The sequence below is a fragment of the Klebsiella sp. 1SOBk10mer genome, from assembly GCF_046602535.1.
GTDB lineage: Bacteria > Pseudomonadota > Gammaproteobacteria > Enterobacterales > Enterobacteriaceae > Klebsiella > Klebsiella quasipneumoniae.
Genome location: NZ_JBKIUP010000001.1, coordinates 834,870 through 855,194 on the forward strand (window position 1 = coordinate 834,870; position 20,325 = coordinate 855,194).

Here is a 20,325-nt window from a genome sequence, read left to right on the forward strand (position 1 = left end):
TGACCGGTCGTGTCTCCGGGAGTGGCGCTTATTCTCGGCTATCCCCTGGAGTATACCCATACCCCCAAAGAGTTACTCCTTAATTGTCGGTGGTAGGCACCGTTGGGAGAGGGGTTATACGCATCCCGGCAGCCGTGTGAAAAACCACACTTTTTTTCCCACCATTCTCTACTCACTTCGGAGCATGGTCTATTTTTGCACAAATTAGTCCGCGCTTTTCCTTTGATTTATATCAACTTACCGCCCCGGGCAACCCCTAAGGTAGCGGCAGGAAATATGAATAATCAGAGGTATCTATGAGTCAATCTTCCCTCCCGGAGAAGGCTAATCGCTCGGTCATTACCGACTGGCGGCCTGAAGATCCTGAATTCTGGCAACAGCGCGGCCACCATGTGGCGAGCCGCAATTTATGGATCTCCGTTCCCTGTCTGTTATTGGCGTTCTGCGTATGGATGTTGTTCAGCGCCGTTGCCGTTAACCTCAACAAAGTGGGCTTTCAGTTTACGACCGATCAGCTGTTTATGCTGACCGCGCTGCCGGCGCTCTCCGGCGCGTTGTTGCGCGTGCCGTACGCCTTTATGGTGCCGCTGTTCGGCGGCCGTCGCTGGACGGCGTTCAGCACCGGGATCATGATTGTGCCGTGCGTGTGGCTGGGCTTTGCGGTCCAGGATACTTCCACGCCGTTTAGCGTCTTCGTCATCATCTCTCTGCTGTGCGGCTTCTCCGGGGCCAACTTCGCCTCCAGTATGGCCAACATCAGTTTTTTCTTCCCGAAAGCGAAGCAGGGCGGGGCGCTGGGCGTCAACGGCGGCCTCGGCAATATGGGCGTCAGCGTGATGCAGCTGGTCGCACCGCTGGTGGTGTCGGTCTCGGTGTTTGCCATTTTTGGCGGGACCGGCAGCCAGCAGCCGGACGGCTCGATGCTGTATCTGGAAAACGCCGCGTGGATCTGGGTACCTTTCCTGATTATCTTCACCCTGGCGGCGTGGTTCTTTATGAACGACCTGTCCGCTTCCAAAGCCTCGCTGAGCGAACAGCTGCCGGTGCTTAAACGTCTGCATCTGTGGATCATGGCGCTGCTCTATCTGGCGACCTTCGGCTCCTTTATCGGTTTCTCCGCCGGTTTTGCCATGCTGTCGAAAACCCAGTTCCCGGACGTGCAGATCCTGCACTACGCCTTCTTCGGTCCGTTTATTGGCGCGCTGGCGCGTTCGATGGGCGGGGCGATCTCCGACCGTCTCGGCGGTACCCGCGTGACGCTGGTGAACTTCGTGGTGATGGCTGTATTCTGCGCGCTGCTGTTCCTGACGCTGCCGACCAATGGCCAGGGCGGCAACTTCATCGCCTTCTTTGCAGTGTTTATGGTGCTGTTCCTTACCGCCGGGCTGGGCAGCGCCTCCACCTTCCAGATGATCTCCGTGATCTTCCGTAAGCTGACCATGGACCGGGTGAAGGCCCAGGGCGGCAGCGAAGCCCAGGCGATGCGCGAGGCGGCGACCGATACCGCGGCGGCGCTGGGCTTTATCTCCGCCATTGGCGCCATCGGCGGCTTCTTTATTCCGAAGGCGTTCGGAATCTCGCTGGATCTGACCGGCTCGCCGGCCGGCGCGATGAAAGTGTTCCTGATCTTCTATATTGCCTGCGTAATCATCACCTGGGCGGTATACGGCCGTAAGCGTCAGTAATTCGCCATAGTCGTATCGCTTCATAAAGGCGCACTCCTGAGGGAGGCGCCTTTTTTACTGGCTTAATTAGTTACAACATACTATTGGGCTTTTTTATTCATTTTGGCCACTGAGCCGGGAAGGGATGGCTTACCAGCGTCACCGCTCTACCCCTTAATACCTCCCTGGTGAACCATCCCGCGTCTGGCGAGCTATTTTTCGCTAAAAAACCTTAAAAAACATCAAATTAAAAAACTGAGTTTTGTACCACCTTGGTGGTAATTGCCAATTTGCGCCATGTTAACAAGCCAGTCCGTATTGATCGCTATCAATTCCCGCCCGCTTTCATGGCGTTACCTTCGCTGCAAATCCAGCAATGTCGATTTATCAGAGAGCCGTCAGGCTCCATATCAGGAGAAACCCGATGAGTAAATTCCTGGACCGGTTTCGCTACTTCAAACAGAAGGGTGAAACCTTTGCCGATGGGCACGGCCAGCTTCTAAACACCAACCGGGACTGGGAGGATGGATACCGTCAACGTTGGCAGCATGACAAAATTGTGCGTTCCACTCACGGTGTTAACTGCACCGGTTCATGCAGCTGGAAGATTTATGTCAAAAACGGGCTGGTGACCTGGGAAACCCAGCAAACGGACTATCCGCGCACCCGTCCGGACCTGCCAAACCACGAACCGCGCGGCTGCCTGCGCGGCGCCAGCTACTCCTGGTATCTGTACAGCGCGAACCGCCTGAAATACCCGCTGATGCGCAAACGCCTGATGAAGATGTGGCGGGAGGCGAAGGTTCAGCATAGCGATCCGGTCGCGGCATGGGCCTCGATTATCGAAGACGCCGACAAAGCCAAAAGCTTCAAACAGGCTCGCGGTCGCGGCGGGTTTGTCCGCTCCTCATGGCAGGAAGTGAACGAGCTGATTGCCGCTTCCAACGTCTATACCGTGAAAACTTACGGTCCGGACCGCGTGGCCGGCTTCTCGCCGATCCCGGCGATGTCGATGGTCTCCTACGCCTCCGGCGCCCGTTACCTGTCGCTGATCGGCGGCACTTGCCTGAGCTTCTACGACTGGTACTGCGACCTGCCGCCGGCCTCGCCGATGACCTGGGGCGAGCAGACCGATGTGCCGGAATCCGCCGACTGGTACAACTCCAGCTATATCATCGCCTGGGGCTCCAACGTGCCGCAGACCCGTACCCCGGATGCGCACTTCTTTACCGAAGTTCGCTATAAAGGGACCAAAACCGTGGCCATCACTCCGGACTACGCCGAAATCGCCAAGCTCTGCGATCTGTGGCTGGCGCCGAAGCAGGGTACCGATGCCGCGATGGCGCTGGCGATGGGCCACGTGATGCTGCGTGAGTTCCATCTTGATAAGCCGAGCCAGTATTTCACCGATTACGTGCGTCGCTACACCGACATGCCGATGCTGGTGATGCTTGAGGAGCGCGACGGCTATTACGCCGCCGGCCGCACGCTGCGCGCGTCCGACCTCGTGGATTCCCTTGGTCAGGAAAAGAATCCGGAATGGAAGACCGTCGCCTTTGACGAGAAAGGCGATCTCACCGTGCCGAACGGTTCCCTCGGATTCCGCTGGGGCGACAAAGGCAAATGGAACCTCGAACAGCGCGATGGCAAAACCGGCGAAGAGATTGAGCTGCGTCTGAGTCTGCTCGGCAGCCATGACGAGGTGGCGGACGTTGGCTTCCCGTACTTCGGCGGCGAAGGTTCTGAGCACTTCAACAAAGTCGCTCTTGAAAACATTCTACTGCACAAACTGCCGGTCAAACGCCTGCAGCTGGCCGACGGCTCCAGCGCGCTGGTGACCACCGTGTACGATCTGACCATGGCCAACTATGGCCTGGAGCGCGGTCTGAACGATGACAACTGCGCCGCCAGCTATGATGAAGTGAAAGCCTACACCCCGGCCTGGGCGGAGAAAATTACCGGTGTCTCCCGCGCGCATATCATCCGTACCGCCCGCGAGTTTGCCGATAACGCCGATAAAACCCATGGTCGCTCAATGATTATCGTCGGGGCGGGTCTCAACCACTGGTTCCACCTCGACATGAACTACCGCGGTCTGATCAACATGCTGATCTTCTGCGGCTGCGTCGGCCAGAGCGGTGGCGGTTGGGCGCACTATGTGGGCCAGGAAAAACTGCGTCCACAGACCGGCTGGCAGCCGCTGGCGTTCGCCCTTGACTGGCAGCGTCCGGCACGCCATATGAACAGCACCTCGTACTTCTACAACCACTCCAGCCAGTGGCGCTATGAAACCGTGACCGCGCAGGAGCTGCTGTCGCCGATGGCGGATAAATCCCGCTACAGCGGCCATCTGATCGACTTCAACGTCCGCGCCGAGCGGATGGGCTGGCTGCCGTCGGCGCCGCAGCTGGGCGTTAACCCGCTGCGCATCGCCGATGAGGCGAAAAAAGCCGGCATGACGCCGGTGGATTACACCGTCAAATCCCTGAAAGAGGGCTCGATTCGCTTTGCGGCGGAGCAGCCGGAAAACGGTAAAAACCATCCGCGTAACCTGTTTATCTGGCGTTCCAACCTGCTGGGCTCCTCCGGTAAAGGCCATGAGTACATGCTCAAGTACCTGCTGGGTACGGAGAACGGCATTCAGGGTAAAGACCTTGGCAAGCAGGGCGGCGTGAAGCCGGAAGAAGTCGAATGGCGAGATAACGGCCTCGACGGCAAGCTGGACCTGGTGGTGACCCTCGACTTCCGTTTGTCGAGCACCTGTCTCTACTCCGACATTGTGCTGCCGACCGCCACCTGGTATGAAAAAGACGACATGAATACCTCGGATATGCATCCGTTTATTCATCCGCTGTCGGCGGCCGTTGACCCGGCCTGGGAATCGAAGAGCGACTGGGATATCTATAAAGGTATCGCGAAGAAATTCTCAGAACTGTGCGTGGGCCACCTCGGTAAAGAAACCGACGTCGTTACGCTGCCGATCCAGCATGATTCCGCCGCGGAAATGGCGCAGCCGCTGGACGTCAAAGACTGGAAGAAGGGCGAATGTGACCTGATTCCGGGGAAAACCGCGCCGCATATTATTCCGGTCGAGCGTGATTATCCGGCGACTTACGAGCGCTTCACCTCTATTGGTCCGCTGCTGGAAACCATCGGCAACGGCGGGAAAGGCATCGCCTGGAATACCCAGAGCGAAATGGACCTGCTGCGTAAGCTCAACTACACCAAGGCGGAAGGCCCGGCGAAAGGTCAGCCGAAGCTGGAGACGGCCATTGACGCCGCGGAGATGATCCTCACCCTGGCGCCGGAAACGAACGGTCAGGTGGCGGTGAAGGCGTGGAAAGCGCTGAGCGAGATCACCGGCCGCGAGCACGCGCACCTGGCGCTGAACAAAGAAGACGAGAAGATCCGTTTCCGCGACATTCAGGCGCAGCCGCGGAAAATTATCTCCAGCCCGACCTGGTCAGGTCTGGAAGACGAACACGTCTCCTATAACGCCGGATACACCAACGTTCACGAGCTGATCCCATGGCGTACCCTGTCCGGTCGTCAGTCGCTGTATCAGGATCACCAGTGGATGCGCGACTTTGGCGAAAGCCTGCTGGTTTATCGTCCGCCGATTGACACCCGCTCGGTGAAAGCGGTGATGGGCGAGAAGTCCAACGGCAACCCGGAGAAGGCGCTGAACTTCCTGACCCCGCACCAGAAATGGGGTATCCACTCGACCTACAGCGATAACCTGCTGATGCTGACCCTGTCACGCGGCGGACCGATCGTCTGGATGAGCGAGGCGGATGCGAAAGATCTGGGGATCGAAGATAACGACTGGATCGAAGTGTTCAACGCCAACGGCGCCCTGACGGCGCGCGCCGTGGTGAGCCAGCGCGTACCGGCCGGGATGACCATGATGTATCACGCACAGGAACGCATCGTAAACCTGCCAGGCTCTGAAGTTACCGGCCAGCGCGGCGGGATCCACAACTCGGTTACCCGTATTACGCCGAAACCGACCCATATGATCGGCGGCTATGGCCATCTGGCCTATGGCTTTAACTACTACGGCACCGTCGGCTCCAACCGCGATGAGTTTGTGGTGGTACGTAAGATGAAGAACATTAACTGGTTAGACGGCGAAGGCAATGACCAGGTACAGGAGAGCGTAAAATGAAAATTCGTTCACAAGTCGGCATGGTGCTGAATCTCGATAAGTGCATCGGCTGCCACACCTGCTCGGTCACCTGTAAAAACGTCTGGACCAGCCGGGAAGGGATGGAGTACGCCTGGTTCAATAACGTGGAGAGTAAGCCTGGCGTCGGTTTTCCGAACGACTGGGAAAACCAGGAGAAATGGAAGGGCGGCTGGATCCGCAAAATCAACGGCAAGCTGCAGCCGCGCATGGGCAACCGCGCGATGCTGTTAGGTAAAATCTTCGCGAACCCGCATCTGCCGGGCATCGATGATTACTACGAGCCGTTCGATTACGACTACCAGAACCTGCATAACGCCCCGGAGAGTAAGCACCAGCCGATCGCCCGTCCGCGCTCGCTGATCACCGGCCAACGGATGGACAAGATCACCAGCGGTCCGAACTGGGAAGAGATCCTCGGCGGCGAGTTTGAAAAGCGCGCCAAAGACCAGAACTTCGACAACATGCAGAAGGCGATGTACGGCCAGTTCGAGAACACCTTCATGATGTATCTGCCGCGCCTGTGCGAGCACTGCCTGAACCCGGCGTGCGTCGCGACCTGCCCGAGCGGCGCCATCTATAAGCGTGAAGAAGACGGCATCGTGCTCATCGACCAGGACAAGTGCCGCGGCTGGCGGATGTGCATCACCGGCTGCCCGTACAAGAAGATCTACTTCAACTGGAAGAGCGGAAAGTCCGAGAAGTGCATCTTCTGCTACCCGCGTATTGAATCCGGAATGCCGACGGTATGCTCCGAAACCTGCGTGGGCCGAATCCGCTATCTCGGCGTCCTGTTGTATGACGCGGATGCGATCGAAAATGCCGCCAGCACCGAGAACGAGAAAGATCTCTATCAGCGTCAACTGGATGTGTTCCTCGATCCGAACGACCCGAAAGTGATTGAGCAGGCGCTGAAAGATGGCGTACCGCAGGGGGTGATTGAAGCCGCGCAGCAGTCGCCGGTGTGGAAAATGGCGATGGACTGGAAGCTGGCCCTGCCGCTGCACCCGGAATATCGCACCCTGCCGATGGTCTGGTACGTGCCGCCGCTGTCGCCGATTCAGTCCGCCGCCGATGCCGGCGAACTGGGCAGCAATGGGATCCTGCCGGACGTGGAAAGCCTGCGTATTCCGGTGCAGTATCTGGCGAACCTGCTGACCGCCGGCGATACCCAACCGGTCCTGTTGGCCCTGAAGCGGATGCTGGCGATGCGTCACTATAAGCGGGCGGAAACCGTTGACGGCGTTGTCGATACCCGCGCGCTGGATGAGGTGGGCTTAAGCGAAGCGCAGGCTCAGGAGATGTACCGCTACCTGGCGATCGCTAACTACGAAGATCGTTTCGTGGTGCCAAGCAGCCATCGTGAACAGGCGCGGGAAGCGTTTCCGGAGAAAAACGGCTGCGGCTTTAGCTTTGGTGACGGCTGCCACGGCTCTGACAGCCAGTTCAACCTGTTCAACAGCCGTCGCATCGACGCCATCGACGTGACCAGCAAAACGGAGCCGCACGCATGATTGAACTTGTGATTGTGTCGCGCCTGCTCGAATACCCTGACGCTGCCTTATGGCAGCATCAGCAGGAGATGTTCGAGGCGCTTGCGTCATCAGAGAAACTCAGCAAAGAGGATGCTCACGCGCTGGGCGTTTTTCTGCGCGATCTGCTGACTCAGGATCCGCTGGATGCCCAGGCGGCCTATAGCGAACTGTTTGACCGCGGCCGGGCCACCTCGCTGCTGCTGTTTGAACACGTGCACGGCGAATCCCGCGATCGCGGGCAGGCGATGGTTGATCTGATGGCGCAGTATGAGCGCCACGGTCTGCTGCTCGATAGCCATGAGTTGCCGGATCATCTGCCGTTGTATCTGGAGTATCTGGCGCAGCTGCCGGAAGAGGAAGCGCTTGGCGGCCTGCGGGACGTTGCGCCGATCCTCGGCCTGCTCAGCGCGCGGCTGCAGCAGCGCGAGAGCCGCTATGCGGTGCTGTTCGAACTGCTGCTGAAGCTGGCAAACACTCAGGTCGACAGCCAGAAGGTGGCGGAGAAGATTGCCGACGAAGCCCGCGACGATACGCCGCAGGCGCTGGACGCGGTCTGGGAAGAAGAACAGGTGAAATTCTTTGCCGACCAGGGCTGCGGCGAGTCGGAGATTTCCGCTCACCAGCGTCGTTTTGCCGGAGCCGTGGCCCCGCAATATCTGAATATCTCTAACGGAGGACAGCAATAATGCACTTCCTGAATATGTTCTTCTTTGACATTTATCCGTACATTGCGGGCTCGGTGTTCCTGATCGGCAGCTGGCTGCGCTACGACTACGGTCAGTACACCTGGCGCGCCGCCTCCAGCCAGATGCTGGACCGTAAGGGAATGAACCTGGCGTCGAACCTGTTCCATATCGGCATCCTCGGCATTTTCGCCGGCCACTTCCTCGGCATGCTGACCCCGCACTGGATGTATGAATCCTTCCTGCCGATCGACGTCAAGCAGAAGATGGCGATGATCGCCGGCGGCGCCTGCGGCGTGATGACCCTGGTGGGCGGTTTACTGCTGCTCAAGCGTCGTCTGCTCAGCCCACGCGTGCGCGCCACCACCACCGGCGCGGATATTCTGATCCTCTCCCTGCTGATGGTGCAGTGTGCGCTGGGTCTACTGACGATCCCATTCTCTGCCCAGCATATGGACGGCAGCGAAATGATGAAGCTGGTCGGCTGGGCGCAGTCGGTGGTCACCTTCCACGGCGGTGCGTCGCAGCACCTGGATGGCGTGGCGTTTATCTTCCGCATCCACCTGGTGCTGGGTATGACCCTGTTCCTGCTGTTCCCATTCTCTCGCCTGGTTCATATCTGGAGCGCGCCGGTAGAGTACCTGACGCGCAAATACCAGATTGTCCGCGCCCGTCGCTAACTGGCCCGCGACCGCTGACTGACCCCGCCCTGGCGGGGTTTTTTTCGCCCCAGCCGAGGTTATTCCCGGCGGCGGCAAACAGAATAAGCATCCCGCCGAGCAACTGCACAGGGGTTAACGCATGATGGAAGACCAGATAGTCGACCCCCATCGCCACCAACGGATAAATAAAGGAGAGCGAACCGGTAATGGGCGTCGGCAGCTTCTGTATCGCGCTATATAAAAGCTGATACATGATCCCGGTATGGACGACGCCGAGGATCAGCAGATAGCGCCAGGGGAAGCTGGCAGAAAAGTCGGGCATTTGCACCAGCGGCAGCAGCATCACGACGCCGACGAGCACCTGAATAAAGGCAATATGCTGAGCAGGGAGCGGATGCAGTTTGCGGGCGATGATGGCGGTCAGGGCATAGAAAAATGCCGCGCCTAATGCCAGCAAAACGCCGGCCGTGAGACTTTCGCCGTGCGTCGGGGCAAGCTCGCTTGACAGCAGGATCACCACGCCGCCGAAGGCCAACAGTAACCATCCCCATTTTACGGCGCTGACCCGTTCCCCCAACACCATGCCCATCAGCACCAGCATAAACGGCTGGGTGTTGTAGATCACCGTGGCCATGCCAATTGAAATACGCGAGTAGGCGGCAAACAGCAGCAGCCAGTTGATGACCAGCGCGATGCCGCCAAGTACCGCGAGGGCGAGGGTGAAGCGCGTGAGACGACTGAAGGGCTGGCGGCTGAGAACGATAAACAGCAGCAGGGTGAGCGCGCCAATCAGGCAGCGCCAGAACACCACATCAATTACCGGCAAACCAGTGAGCAGCACGAACGCGCCGATCGAGCCAGAAATTATCATCGCCAGGCTCATTTGCCAGACGCCGCGGGTAATTTGCATATTTCACCTCCAGAAGTTTTCCAGTATTGTGCAAAAAATCCTGACAGCCTGACATGGCTGAATTAAGGCAAACAGGGGGAAATCCCTTTCATAATTAGGTAAAAAACATGAATGACGTACTTGATGAAATTGACCGGGCGATCCTTACTTGCCTGACTCAGGATGCCAGAGTCTCGTTGAAGGTATTGAGCGCGCGGGTGGGGCTGACCTCGCCGAGCATCGCCGAGCGGGTGAAGCGCCTGGAGGAGCGGGGCGTGATTCAGGGCTATGGGGCGCGGGTGAATCTCGCCGCGCTGGGCTACAGCCTGCAGGCGCTGGTGCGGGTTCGGCCGCTGCCTGGTCTACTGCAGAAGGTGGATAAATATATCCAGGCGATGCCGGAGTGCATCGAAAGTGACAAAGTGACCGGAGAGGATTGTTTCGTGATGCGACTGGTGGTGCGTGATATTGCCCAGCTGGATACGCTACTGGACGGCCTGGCCGAATTTGCGCAGTGCAATACCTCGGTGGTGAAAAGTTCGCCGGTGAAGAGGCGACTGCCCCCGCTGTGAGTTTTCCCGGAGGCGGTGCGGCGCACCTGACCGGACTACCAGACGGCACACCTGTAGCCTCGCTAAGCGAAGCGCGAGCGAGGAGATAGCAGAACAGGTGGCTGACGAGAGTGCAACAGCGGTGGGGGAAGGATGACTCGGCGCTAAAGCGCCTCGCCCTTCGGGCCGTTGCCTTCGGCAACGTTCTCTCGCTACGCTCGAGTCGAACCTTAGTCGAAGCTTCTCATCCTTTCCCGTAGGGCAGAATATAGAGTATCGCAAGTGGAGTAAGCTGGGTAATACATGAAGGGATGGTGGTGGGGGAAGGATTACTCGGCGCTAAAGCGCCTCGCCCTTCGGACCGTTGCCTTCGGCAACGTTCTCTCGCTACGCTCGAGTCGAACCTTAGTCGAAGCTTCTCATCCTTCCCCGTGGGGCAGAATATAAAAGATCGTCGAGTAATTGAGCTGAGGTGTTTTTTAAGATGATGGTGGTGGGGGAAGGATTCGAACCTTCGAAGTCGATGACGGCAGATTTACAGTCTGCTCCCTTTGGCCGCTCGGGAACCCCACCAGGGGAAAATCACATTGTAGGCTATTCAGCAAAATGAATGGTGGTGGGGGAAGGATAACTTGTCACTATCGCTCCTCGCCCTTCGGGCCGTTGCCTGTGGCAACGTTCTCTCGCTGGCGCTCGAGTCGAACCTTAGTCGAAGGTTCTTACCCTTCCCACTAAGTGCAAACATCGTTTACGCTTGTTGGGGAAACCATATCACTGTAGTGAATAATGGTGGTGGGGGAAGGATTCGAACCTTCGAAGTCGATGACGGCAGATTTACAGTCTGCTCCCTTTGGCCGCTCGGGAACCCCACCACGGGGTAATGCTTAATACTGGCCTGCTTCCTTCTCGGGAAGCGGGGCGCATCATACCAAATGATGCGCCCCTGTAAAGCATTCCTTTGACAAAAATAAACTGGTTGCCTGATTTTTACCCGTAACGCCGTAAAGCTAACCAATTCATTTCTCAGTCGATTAAAGAATAATCGTCCGGTTGCCGTAGACGAAGACGCGCTGCGCCAGTACCTGATACAGCGCCCGGCTCAATACGTTTTTTTCGACATCGCGCCCGGCACGCATCATATCTTCTGCGGTATAAGTATGATCGACGTGAATGACGTCCTGCATAATGATGGGGCCTTCGTCCAGATTATCATTCACGTAGTGGGCGGTGGCGCCGATGATCTTCACGCCACGCTCATAGGCCTGATGATACGGACGCGCGCCGATAAACGCCGGCAGGAACGAGTGGTGAATGTTAATGATCTTGTTCGGGAAACGGGCGACAAATTCCGGCGTAAGCACGCGCATATACTTGGCCAGCACCACGTAATCCGGCTCGTGGGCGGCAATCGCGTCGCCCATCTGTTTGTCGTGCTCTTCGCGGCTCAGCCCTTCATGGCTGACCAGTTCAAACGGGATGCCAAAACGTTCCACCAGCGGGCGCAGGGTGTCATGGTTACCAATAACCGCGGCAATATCGACATCCAGCCCGCCGTAATTGGCTTTCATCAGCAGATCGCCGAGGCAGTGGGCCTCTTTCGTCACCAGAATCACCACCCGGCGGCGGCCTGCCGGATTGAGTTCACGAATCGAGCCTTCCGGCAGGGCGCTGTCCAGATCGGCCAGCAGAATAGCGTCGTTGAAAATGCCTTCCAGTTCGGTGCGCATAAAGAAACGACCGGTACGGTGGTCAACAAATTCGTTGTTCTGCACAATGTTAAGTTCGTGCTTGTAGCAGATATTGGTGATACGCGCGATGAGGCCTTTCTGATCAGGGCAAATAGTGCGTAGTACTTTACGTTGTAATGAATGCATCGCGAGGAAAATCCTGTAGTGTTTGCAAGCGCTGCGGCAGCGTTACTGGCCGCAGCATTTTTTAAATTTTTTACCTGAACCGCAAGGGCAGGGGTCGTTACGGCCAATCAGCGGTCGTGTCCCGTCGATATAGTACCACTGTCCATTTTCTTTTAAGAATCTGGAACGTTCAATAATGGCGCCCGGGCGGTTATTGTCATTAAAGCGGGCGATAAAGCTGACAAAGCCTTCATTTGCGGCTCGTCCTTCATCGCTGGCGAACAGGGTTAAGCCCAGCCATTCTGTGTGGGCAAAGCCTTTCTCCAGTTCGGCGCGAAACTGCCGCGCCTGACAGGACGGATGCCAGGTTTTGATCAGATAGTCGGCATCTTTCATGACGAACGCGCTGTAACGGGAGCGCATAAGCTGTGACGGGCCTGGCGCAAGCTCAGCGCCGGACAGATATCGCTGGCAACATGAGCTATACTCCAGTGCGCTGCCACAGGGGCATAATTGCGACAAAACAGCCTCCATGGAAGAATGAGTAACGGCGCTTCTACGCCAAAGGGCTTTATGTTAACTGAGCCGTGACAATGTTGCCACGCTCAGAGTGGAAGGATAGTTATCAGTACTAATGAGAAAGCTTAAAATTGGTCTGGCGTTAGGTGCGGGTGCCGCCCGCGGATGGTCGCATATTGGCGTCATCAACGCCCTCCAGCAGGCCGGCATTGAGATTGATATCGTGGCCGGTTGCTCTATCGGTTCGCTGGTAGGGGCGGCGTATGCCTGTAACCGGCTCCCGGCGCTTGAGTCCTGGGTCTGCTCTTTCAGCAACTGGGACGTTCTGAAACTGATGGACCTCTCCTGGCGCCGCGGTGGACTGTTGCGGGGTGAAAAGGTATTCAATCATTATCGCCGCATCATGCCCGTGACCGATATCGAACACTGCGAACGGCGATTTGCCGCCGTCGCGACAAATTTAAGCACTGGCAGGGAGCTGTGGTTTACCGAAGGCGATCTGCATTTAGCGATTCGAGCCTCCTGCAGTATGCCGGGGTTAATGTCGCCGGTAAGGCATAATGGTTACTGGCTGGTCGATGGCGCGGTGGTCAATCCGGTTCCCGTGTCGCTTACGCGGGCAATGGGGGCCGATATCGTGATTGCCGTGGATCTGCAACATGATGCCCACCTTATGCAGCAGGATTTATTCTCCCTCGAAACGCCGCGGCGCGAAGCCGAAGCGAAGGAGGGGCCATGGCATACTCGTCTGCGCGCACGCTTGACGCAAATGAGTTCCCGCCGGACGGCCGTGACGCCGACGGCGATGGAGATCATGACCACCTCTATCCAGGTCCTGGAGAATCGTCTTAAACGCAATCGTATGGCGGGTGACCCGCCGGATATCCTGTTGCAACCGTACTGTCCACAAGTCTCGACGCTTGATTTCCATCGCGCCGGCGAGGCGATTACCGCAGGGCAGCTGGCGGTAGAAAAGAAAATGGATGAATTATTACCCTTAGTGCGTACCGCGATTTGACGCACGAGTACCTGACTTAAGCAAATTCTGACAGGCGATAGTGAGAATAGCGTGCCACTATTGAATTATCGTCAGCCAGGGGAGATATCATGACGCAGCCATTGGCGGGAAAACAGATTCTGATAGTTGAAGACGAACCCGTTTTCCGCTCACTCTTGCATGGATGGCTGACCTCGCTGGGAGCAACGACCTTCCAGGCGGAAGATGGCAAGGATGCCCTGCATAAAATGACGGAGGTGCATCCGGACCTGATGATTTGCGACATTTCGATGCCGAGAATGAACGGTCTGGAGCTGGTGGAGACGTTGCGTAATCGCGGCGAGCAGCTACCGATCCTGATGATTTCCGCTACCGAAAACATGGCCGATATAGCCAAAGCGTTGCGGCTTGGCGTTCAGGACGTGTTGTTAAAGCCAGTAAAAGATTTCAATCGCCTGCGTGAAACCGTTTATGCGTGCCTCTATCCTGCGATGTTCAGTTCACGTGTGGAAGAGGAAGAGCGTCTATTTGAGGACTGGGACGCGCTGGTCAGTAATCCTACCGCCGCCTCACGATTACTGCAGGAATTACAGCCGCCGGTGCAACAGGAAATGTCGCACTGCCGCATTCATTATCGCCAGCTGGTGTCGGCGGATAAACCCGGTCTGGTACTCGATATCGCGCCGCTCTCGGACAATGATTTGGCCTTCTATTGTCTGGATGTCACACGAGCAGGAGATAATGGCGTACTGGCAGCTTTATTATTGCGCGCGTTGTTCAATGGCTTGTTACAGGAGCAACTGGCGCATCAGGGACAACGGCTTCCAGAAATGGGGAGTCTGCTAAAACAGGTGAATCAGCTGCTGCGTCAGGCAAACCTTCCCGGTCAGTTTCCTTTGTTAGTGGGGTATTACCACAGCGGACTAAAAAACTTAATTCTGGTGTCGGCGGGGCTCAATGGCACGCTGAATACCGGTGAGCATCAAATTCAGATTAGTAATGGCGTTCCTTTGGGAACGTTGGGAGATGCTTACCTTAACCAAATTAGCCAGCGTTGTACCTCATGGCAGTGCCAAATTTGGGGGGCTGGAGGGCGTTTACGCTTAATGTTGTCTGCGGAATGAGCAATTACGGTTATATCTAAGCAGACGGGATTACCCGTTGCCCTTTAGCGGTGGTAACATCGAGCAGTTTTATGCGTAAAAGTCCTAATTCGAGGCTATCGGAAGCTTTTCAGACCAGTGAATACGCGGTTGACTGATATACTCGACACGTTATTTGTAACGAGAAGTTTAAAAAACAAACAGTCCAGGAGATTTCAATGGCTGCCCTTAATTCTAAAGTCAGAAAAGCGGTTATCCCGGTTGCGGGATTAGGCACCAGGATGCTGCCGGCCACCAAAGCGATTCCAAAAGAAATGCTGCCGCTGGTAGATAAGCCGTTAATTCAGTACGTTGTTAATGAATGTATCGCTGCAGGAATTACTGAAATTGTTCTGGTAACGCACTCGTCCAAAAACTCTATCGAAAACCATTTCGATACCAGTTTTGAGCTGGAAGCGATGCTGGAAAAACGCGTAAAACGCCAGCTGCTGGAAGAAGTGCAGTCTATTTGCCCGCCGCACGTAACCATTATGCAAGTTCGTCAGGGCCTGGCGAAAGGTCTGGGGCACGCGGTACTTTGCGCCCATCCGGTAGTGGGTGATGAGCCGGTCGCGGTTATTCTGCCAGACGTTATTCTGGATGAATATGAATCCGATCTGAGCCGCGATAACCTCGCGGAGATGATTTCTCGTTTCGATGAGACCGGCGCCAGCCAGATTATGGTTGAGCCTGTCGAGGACGTGACCGCCTATGGCGTGGTTGACTGCAAAGGTGAATCTCTGCAGCCGGGCGAAAGCGTACCGATGGTGGGTGTGGTAGAGAAGCCGAAAGCTGACGTTGCGCCGTCCAACCTGGCGGTGGTGGGGCGCTATGTCCTCAGCGCCGATATCTGGCCACTGCTGGCGAAGACTCCTCCGGGTGCTGGTGATGAAATTCAGCTGACTGACGCGATTGATATGCTGATCGAAAAAGAGACAGTCGAAGCATATCACATGAAAGGCAAGAGCCATGACTGCGGTAATAAGCTTGGCTACATGCAGGCGTTCGTCGAATATGGTATTCGCCACAAAACGCTGGGCGACGATTTTAAAGCCTGGCTGGAAACCGCGGTTGCGAAGTAATCCGCCGCGCTGCTGAAAGCACAAAACCGGGAGCTGCAGATGCGCTCCCGGTTTTTTATATCGGCCCCGAGGGCAAAAAAAATCCCGCCGCAGCGGGATTTTTTATATCGAAACAACGGAGATTAGATCAGGAAATCGTCCAGTGATTTACCTTGCTCATCCATTGCTTTTTTGATCACCGCCGGGGTACGGCCCTGGCCGGTCCAGGTTTTGGTTTCGCCGTTTTCGTCGACATAGCTGTATTTAGCCGGACGTGCAGCACGCTTGGTTTTGGTACCGGCTTTAACGGCTGCCATGGTGCTCAGCAGTTCATTCGGATCAATACCGTCAGCAATCAGCATTTCACGGTATTGCTGCAGCTTACGCGTACGTTCTTCAATTTCTGCTGCGGCGGCGTTTTCTTCTTCACGGCGCTCGTTAACAACGACTTCTAATTTTTCCAGCATTTCTTCGAGCGTTTCCAGGGTGCATTCTCTTGCCTGCGCACGAAGAGTACGGATGTTGTTCAAAATTTTAAGTGCTTCGCTCATTGTAGTAATCTCAAACTTATATTGTGGGGTGGTTTGTTGAACTAATAATAGAGCGATAAAATGCGTTGTGCAATAGGGGGGAATGTAAGGAATTCAAAATTACTGGTTATTTGTCGCGAGAATTAATTAATTTAAGTTAAAATTCCCGTGCCGCTTCACATCTTTCATCCTTATAGCGATGAGGAGAAGGTAAGCTAAAACCCTGAGACGGTATGCTTTTTCTGAGGTACGGTGAGAAAAATTATCCTTTACATGGGTAAATAACCCTCGTCAGTATTAGCGCATTTTTGGTTACGAGACTTAATATAAAACAACGTGCGGCCCAGCTTATAGCCCCATAGTTAACCGCCCTATAAGCACGAAAAGACAATGGTTACCCCGCCAGTAGCGTAACGGGGCGCACAAATAATGGCCCTGTAAATTCAATTCATCCTCTTAATCCTTTGGCTTTGCAGGCTCTTCGGCTGCGATACAATACCCCTGCTAAATGGGCGGCTGTACGCATAAAATATGGTATAATCGCCGCCGCGATAAAACACTTTGATTGGGGTCACGCAGCCGATGGCACAACTTTATTTCTACTACTCTGCAATGAATGCAGGTAAGTCGACCGCTCTGTTGCAATCTTCGTACAATTACCAGGAGCGGGGGATGCGTACCGTCGTTTATACCGCTGAGATTGATGACCGCTTTGGCGCCGGAAAAGTTAGCTCGCGTATCGGTCTCTCATCGCCGGCCCGTTTGTATAATCCACAGACGTCGCTATATAACGATATTGCCGCAGAGCACAAGTTAAAACCGATTCACTGCGTGCTGGTGGATGAAAGCCAGTTTCTGACGCGCGAGCAGGTTCATGAGCTGTCTGAAGTTGTCGATACGCTGGACATTCCGGTGCTTTGCTATGGCCTGCGGACAGACTTTCGCGGTGAGCTCTTCACCGGTAGCCAGTATTTGCTGGCCTGGTCAGATAAGCTGGTGGAGCTAAAAACCATCTGTTTCTGCGGACGAAAGGCTAGCATGGTGCTGCGCCTCGATCAGGAGGGGCGTCCTTATAATGAGGGCGAGCAGGTCGTCATCGGCGGTAATGAACGATACGTTTCAGTCTGTCGTAAGCATTATAAAGAAGCGCTGAGCGTCGGCTCGTTAACCCAGGTACAAAACCTGCACCGCCCCTGCTAATACGCGCAGAAGCTCGTCCAGGCGCCTGTAGGCGCCTTTTTTATTGCCTGCGCTCCGTTGGGTTAGCAGGGTTAAAGCATGGCTGACGGCAGGCAAAAAAAAGCCCCGTCAGATGACGGGGCTTGCAGAACGTTTATGCTTGTTGATTAAGCGGATTTTTTCGCTTTTTTCTCAGCTTTCACTGGTGCCGCTTCGGCTTTCGCGGCGGCTTCGCCTTCGACGAACTCGCGACCGTAGTAGGTATCCAGCAGGATCTGTTTCAGTTCGGAGATCAGCGGGTAGCGCGGGTTAGCGCCGGTGCACTGGTCATCGAATGCATCTTCAGACAGCTTATCAACGTGGGCCAGGAAGTCAGCTTCCTGAACGCCAGCTTCGCGGATAGATTTCGGAATACCCAGCTCAGCTTTCACGCTTTCCAGCCATGCCAGCAGTTTCTCGATTTTCGCTGCGGTGCGGTCGCCCGGTGCGGAGAGACCCAGGTGATCGGCGATTTCAGCGTAGCGACGACGAGCCTGCGGACGGTCGTACTGGCTGAACGCGGTCTGCTTGGTCGGGTTGTCATTCGCGTTGTAGCGGATAACGTTGCAGATCAGCAGGGCGTTGGCCAGACCGTGCGGGATATGGAACTGGGAACCCAGTTTGTGCGCCATGGAGTGGCACACGCCGAGGAAGGCGTTAGCAAACGCAATACCGGCGATGGTAGCGGCACTGTGTACGCGCTCGCGGGCAACCGGGTTCTTGGAACCTTCGTGGTAGGACGCCGGCAGGTACTCTTTCAGCAGCTTCAGCGCCTGCAGAGCCTGGCCGTCAGAGAACTCAGAAGCCAGAACGGAAACGTAAGCTTCCAGGGCGTGGGTCACTGCATCCAGACCACCGAACGCACACAGCGATTTCGGCATATCCATCACCAGGTTGGCATCGACGATGGCCATATCCGGGGTCAGCGCGTAGTCCGCCAGCGGATATTTCTGACCTGTCGCGTCGTCGGTCACAACGGCGAACGGCGTAACTTCAGAACCGGTACCGGAGGTGGTAGTGATCGCCACCATCTTGGCTTTAACGCCCATTTTCGGGAACTTGTAGATACGTTTACGGATATCCATAAAGCGCAGGGCCAGTTCTTCGAAGTGGGTTTCCGGATGTTCGTACATGACCCACATGATTTTCGCCGCATCCATCGGGGAACCGCCGCCCAGCGCGATGATCACGTCTGGTTTGAAGGAGTTCGCCAGTTCAGCACCTTTACGTACGATGGTCAGCGTCGGGTCAGCTTCAACTTCGAAGAAGACTTCAGTTTCCACACCCGCAGCTTTCAGTACGGAGGTGATCTGATCGGCATAACCGTTGTTGAACAGGAAGCGGTCAGTCACGATCAGCGCGCGTTTGTGACCATCAGTAATCACTTCATCCAGTGCGATAGGCAGGGAGCCACGACGGAAGTAGATAGATTTCGGAAGTTTGTGCCACAACATGTTTTCAGCTCGCTTAGCAACGGTTTTCTTGTTGATCAGGTGTTTCGGACCAACGTTTTCAGAGATGGAGTTACCACCCCAGGAACCACAACCCAGAGTCAGGGAAGGAGCGAGTTTGAAGTTGTACAGGTCACCGATACCACCCTGAGAAGCCGGGGTGTTGATCAGGATACGCGCCGTTTTCATCATCTGGCCGAAGTAAGCCACGCGAGCCGGCTGGTTATCCTGGTCGGTGTACAGGCAAGAGGTATGACCGATACCGCCCATGGCGACCAGTTTTTCTGCTTTGGTCACGGCGTCTTCGAAATCTTTCGCACGGTACATCGCCAGCGTCGGAGACAGTTTTTCGTGAGCAAACGGCTCGCTTTCGTCAACGTCGGTGACTTCGCCAATCAGGATTTTAGTCGTGGCCGGTACGGTGAAGCCTGCCAGTTCAGCGATTTTCGCTGCAGGCTGACCAACGATAGCGGCGTTCAGCGCGCCATTTTTCAGGATAATGTCCTGAACGGCTTTCAGCTCTTTACCCTGCAGCAGGTAGCCGCCGTGGCTGGCGAAACGTTCGCGAACCGCGTCATAAACGGAATCAACCACCACAACGGACTGCTCAGAAGCACAGATAACGCCGTTATCGAAGGTTTTAGACATCAGAACGGAAGCAACGGCGCGTTTGATGTCAGCCGTTTCATCAATCACCACCGGGGTGTTACCGGCACCTACGCCGATAGCAGGTTTACCGGAGCTGTATGCTGCTTTCACCATGCCTGGACCACCGGTTGCAAGGATCAGGTTGATATCCGGGTGGTGCATCAGGGCGTTAGACAGCTCAACAGACGGCTGATCGATCCAACCAATCAGGTCTTTCGGTGCGCCGGCAGCGATGGCAGCCTGCAGGACAATGTCAGCCGCTTTGTTAGTGGCTTCTTTAGCACGCGGGTGCGGAGAGAAAATGATGGCGTTACGCGTCTTCAGGCTGATGAGCGATTTGAAGATGGCTGTTGAAGTCGGGTTCGTGGTCGGAACGATACCGCAGATGATGCCGATAGGTTCAGCGATAGTGATGGTACCAAAAGTGTCGTCTTCTGACAGGACGCCACAGGTTTTTTCGTCTTTATAAGCGTTGTAGATGTATTCGGAAGCGAAGTGGTTTTTGATCACTTTGTCTTCAACGATGCCCATGCCGGATTCGGCAACGGCCATTTTGGCGAGAGGGATTCGAGCATCTGCAGCGGCCAGCGCGGCGGCGCGGAAGATTTTGTCGACTTGTTCTTGAGTGAAACTGGCATATTCACGCTGGGCTTTCTTGACACGCTCAACAAGCGCGTTCAGTTCAGCGATATTAGTAACAGCCATAATGCTCTCCTGATAATGTTAAACTTTTTTA

14 protein-coding genes, 2 tRNA genes, 3 other RNA genes and 1 pseudogene are annotated in these 20,325 nt (G+C 55.7%); 10 read left to right on the forward strand and 10 right to left on the reverse strand.

The features are described from left to right. Positions 1 to 296 precede the first annotated feature (296 nt). From ACLH1I_RS03985 to narI, 5 genes are all read left to right on the forward strand, one after another. Positions 297 to 1,685, forward strand: coding sequence for a NarK family nitrate/nitrite MFS transporter (locus tag ACLH1I_RS03985; RefSeq protein ID WP_198079670.1), 1,389 nt, complete (start codon positions 297 to 299; stop codon positions 1,683 to 1,685). A gap of 403 nt (positions 1,686 to 2,088) precedes the next feature. Next, positions 2,089 to 5,832, forward strand: coding sequence for a nitrate reductase subunit alpha (locus tag ACLH1I_RS03990; RefSeq protein WP_411302707.1), 3,744 nt, complete (start codon positions 2,089 to 2,091; stop codon positions 5,830 to 5,832). Further along, positions 5,829 to 7,364, forward strand: a complete 1,536-nt coding sequence (gene narH, locus ACLH1I_RS03995; RefSeq protein WP_004203183.1) for a nitrate reductase subunit beta — start codon at positions 5,829 to 5,831, stop codon at positions 7,362 to 7,364. Before ACLH1I_RS03990 ends, narH begins: the two co-directional genes overlap by 4 nt. Continuing rightward, positions 7,361 to 8,071, forward strand: coding sequence for a nitrate reductase molybdenum cofactor assembly chaperone (gene narJ / locus ACLH1I_RS04000; RefSeq protein WP_004203182.1), 711 nt, complete (start codon positions 7,361 to 7,363; stop codon positions 8,069 to 8,071). Before narH ends, narJ begins: the two co-directional genes overlap by 4 nt. Then, a complete protein-coding gene (gene narI / locus ACLH1I_RS04005) occupies positions 8,071 to 8,748 on the forward strand; it encodes a respiratory nitrate reductase subunit gamma (RefSeq protein ID WP_057215919.1) in 678 nt (225 codons plus the stop codon). Before narJ ends, narI begins: the two co-directional genes overlap by 1 nt. On the opposite strand, the pseudogene ACLH1I_RS04010 reads toward narI, so the two are convergent. Continuing rightward, positions 8,745 to 9,640, reverse strand: a pseudogene (locus tag ACLH1I_RS04010) (DMT family transporter). The gene narI and the pseudogene ACLH1I_RS04010 sit on opposite strands and share 4 nt — an antisense overlap. A 107-nt stretch (positions 9,641 to 9,747) precedes the next feature. On the opposite strand from ACLH1I_RS04010, the gene ACLH1I_RS04015 reads away from it, so the two are divergent. Further along, positions 9,748 to 10,191 (forward strand): Lrp/AsnC family transcriptional regulator, encoded by a 444-nt coding sequence (locus tag ACLH1I_RS04015; RefSeq protein ID WP_004203179.1) that lies wholly within the window; start codon positions 9,748 to 9,750, stop codon positions 10,189 to 10,191. 116 nt (positions 10,192 to 10,307) lie between these two features. Here the strand turns inward: ACLH1I_RS04015 and ACLH1I_RS04020 are convergent. The 7 genes from ACLH1I_RS04020 to ACLH1I_RS04050 form a co-directional block, all read right to left on the reverse strand. Further along, a non-coding RNA gene (locus tag ACLH1I_RS04020) (RtT sRNA) lies at positions 10,308 to 10,439 on the reverse strand. Between the two features lie 43 nt (positions 10,440 to 10,482). Further along, positions 10,483 to 10,614, reverse strand: a non-coding RNA gene (locus tag ACLH1I_RS04025) — RtT sRNA. Positions 10,615 to 10,658: 44 nt separating this feature from the next. Next, positions 10,659 to 10,743 (reverse strand) — tRNA-Tyr (locus ACLH1I_RS04030). A gap of 38 nt (positions 10,744 to 10,781) precedes the next feature. Continuing rightward, positions 10,782 to 10,914: non-coding RNA, RtT sRNA (locus ACLH1I_RS04035), on the reverse strand. 43 nt (positions 10,915 to 10,957) lie between these two features. Beyond that, positions 10,958 to 11,042: transfer RNA gene (locus ACLH1I_RS04040), tRNA-Tyr, on the reverse strand. Positions 11,043 to 11,201: 159 nt separating this feature from the next. Further along, the gene (purU, locus tag ACLH1I_RS04045) at positions 11,202 to 12,044 is read right to left on the reverse strand and encodes a formyltetrahydrofolate deformylase (protein WP_004203178.1); all 843 of its coding nucleotides are present in this window, start codon (positions 12,042 to 12,044) and stop codon (positions 11,202 to 11,204) included. Positions 12,045 to 12,086: 42 nt separating this feature from the next. Next, on the reverse strand, positions 12,087 to 12,545 hold the full coding sequence (locus tag ACLH1I_RS04050; RefSeq protein ID WP_017900770.1) for a YchJ family protein: 459 nt from the start codon (positions 12,543 to 12,545) through the stop codon (positions 12,087 to 12,089). 112 nt (positions 12,546 to 12,657) lie between these two features. On the opposite strand from ACLH1I_RS04050, the gene rssA reads away from it, so the two are divergent. The 3 genes from rssA (at position 12,658) to galU (ending at position 15,763) form a co-directional block, all read left to right on the forward strand. Beyond that, the gene (rssA, locus tag ACLH1I_RS04055; protein ID WP_004203175.1) at positions 12,658 to 13,560 is read left to right on the forward strand and encodes a patatin-like phospholipase RssA; all 903 of its coding nucleotides are present in this window, start codon (positions 12,658 to 12,660) and stop codon (positions 13,558 to 13,560) included. Between the two features lie 89 nt (positions 13,561 to 13,649). After that, complete coding sequence (rssB, locus tag ACLH1I_RS04060) at positions 13,650 to 14,663, forward strand: two-component system response regulator RssB (RefSeq protein WP_017900771.1); 1,014 nt, start codon at positions 13,650 to 13,652, stop codon at positions 14,661 to 14,663. Between the two features lie 197 nt (positions 14,664 to 14,860). Continuing rightward, a complete protein-coding gene (galU, locus tag ACLH1I_RS04065) occupies positions 14,861 to 15,763 on the forward strand; it encodes a UTP--glucose-1-phosphate uridylyltransferase GalU (protein ID WP_048324758.1) in 903 nt (300 codons plus the stop codon). 122 nt (positions 15,764 to 15,885) lie between these two features. Here the strand turns inward: galU and hns are convergent, their stop codons facing one another. Continuing rightward, complete coding sequence (gene hns / locus ACLH1I_RS04070) at positions 15,886 to 16,293, reverse strand: histone-like nucleoid-structuring protein H-NS (protein WP_002910103.1); 408 nt, start codon at positions 16,291 to 16,293, stop codon at positions 15,886 to 15,888. 561 nt (positions 16,294 to 16,854) lie between these two features. Between hns and tdk the strand changes: the two genes are divergently transcribed. Further along, the gene (gene tdk, locus ACLH1I_RS04075; protein WP_025999297.1) at positions 16,855 to 17,472 is read left to right on the forward strand and encodes a thymidine kinase; all 618 of its coding nucleotides are present in this window, start codon (positions 16,855 to 16,857) and stop codon (positions 17,470 to 17,472) included. A gap of 146 nt (positions 17,473 to 17,618) precedes the next feature. On the opposite strand, the gene adhE is transcribed toward tdk, so the two are convergent. After that, positions 17,619 to 20,294, reverse strand: coding sequence for a bifunctional acetaldehyde-CoA/alcohol dehydrogenase (gene adhE, locus ACLH1I_RS04080; protein ID WP_004203165.1), 2,676 nt, complete (start codon positions 20,292 to 20,294; stop codon positions 17,619 to 17,621). Positions 20,295 to 20,325 lie beyond the last annotated feature (31 nt).

Coding starts and splice junctions, on each gene's coding strand:
- rssA (WP_004203175.1), top strand. CDS start 12,658: ATGAGAAAGCTTAAAATTGGTCTGGCGTTAGGTGCGGGTGCCGCCCGC.
- ACLH1I_RS03985 (WP_198079670.1), top strand. CDS start 297: ATGAGTCAATCTTCCCTCCCGGAGAAGGCTAATCGCTCGGTCATTACC.
- purU (WP_004203178.1), bottom strand. CDS start 12,044: ATGCATTCATTACAACGTAAAGTACTACGCACTATTTGCCCTGATCAG.
- narJ (WP_004203182.1), top strand. CDS start 7,361: ATGATTGAACTTGTGATTGTGTCGCGCCTGCTCGAATACCCTGACGCT.
- narH (WP_004203183.1), top strand. CDS start 5,829: ATGAAAATTCGTTCACAAGTCGGCATGGTGCTGAATCTCGATAAGTGC.
- narI (WP_057215919.1), top strand. CDS start 8,071: ATGCACTTCCTGAATATGTTCTTCTTTGACATTTATCCGTACATTGCG.
- hns (WP_002910103.1), bottom strand. CDS start 16,293: ATGAGCGAAGCACTTAAAATTTTGAACAACATCCGTACTCTTCGTGCG.
- tdk (WP_025999297.1), top strand. CDS start 16,855: ATGGCACAACTTTATTTCTACTACTCTGCAATGAATGCAGGTAAGTCG.
- rssB (WP_017900771.1), top strand. CDS start 13,650: ATGACGCAGCCATTGGCGGGAAAACAGATTCTGATAGTTGAAGACGAA.
- adhE (WP_004203165.1), bottom strand. CDS start 20,294: ATGGCTGTTACTAATATCGCTGAACTGAACGCGCTTGTTGAGCGTGTC.
- galU (WP_048324758.1), top strand. CDS start 14,861: ATGGCTGCCCTTAATTCTAAAGTCAGAAAAGCGGTTATCCCGGTTGCG.
- ACLH1I_RS03990 (WP_411302707.1), top strand. CDS start 2,089: ATGAGTAAATTCCTGGACCGGTTTCGCTACTTCAAACAGAAGGGTGAA.
- ACLH1I_RS04015 (WP_004203179.1), top strand. CDS start 9,748: ATGAATGACGTACTTGATGAAATTGACCGGGCGATCCTTACTTGCCTG.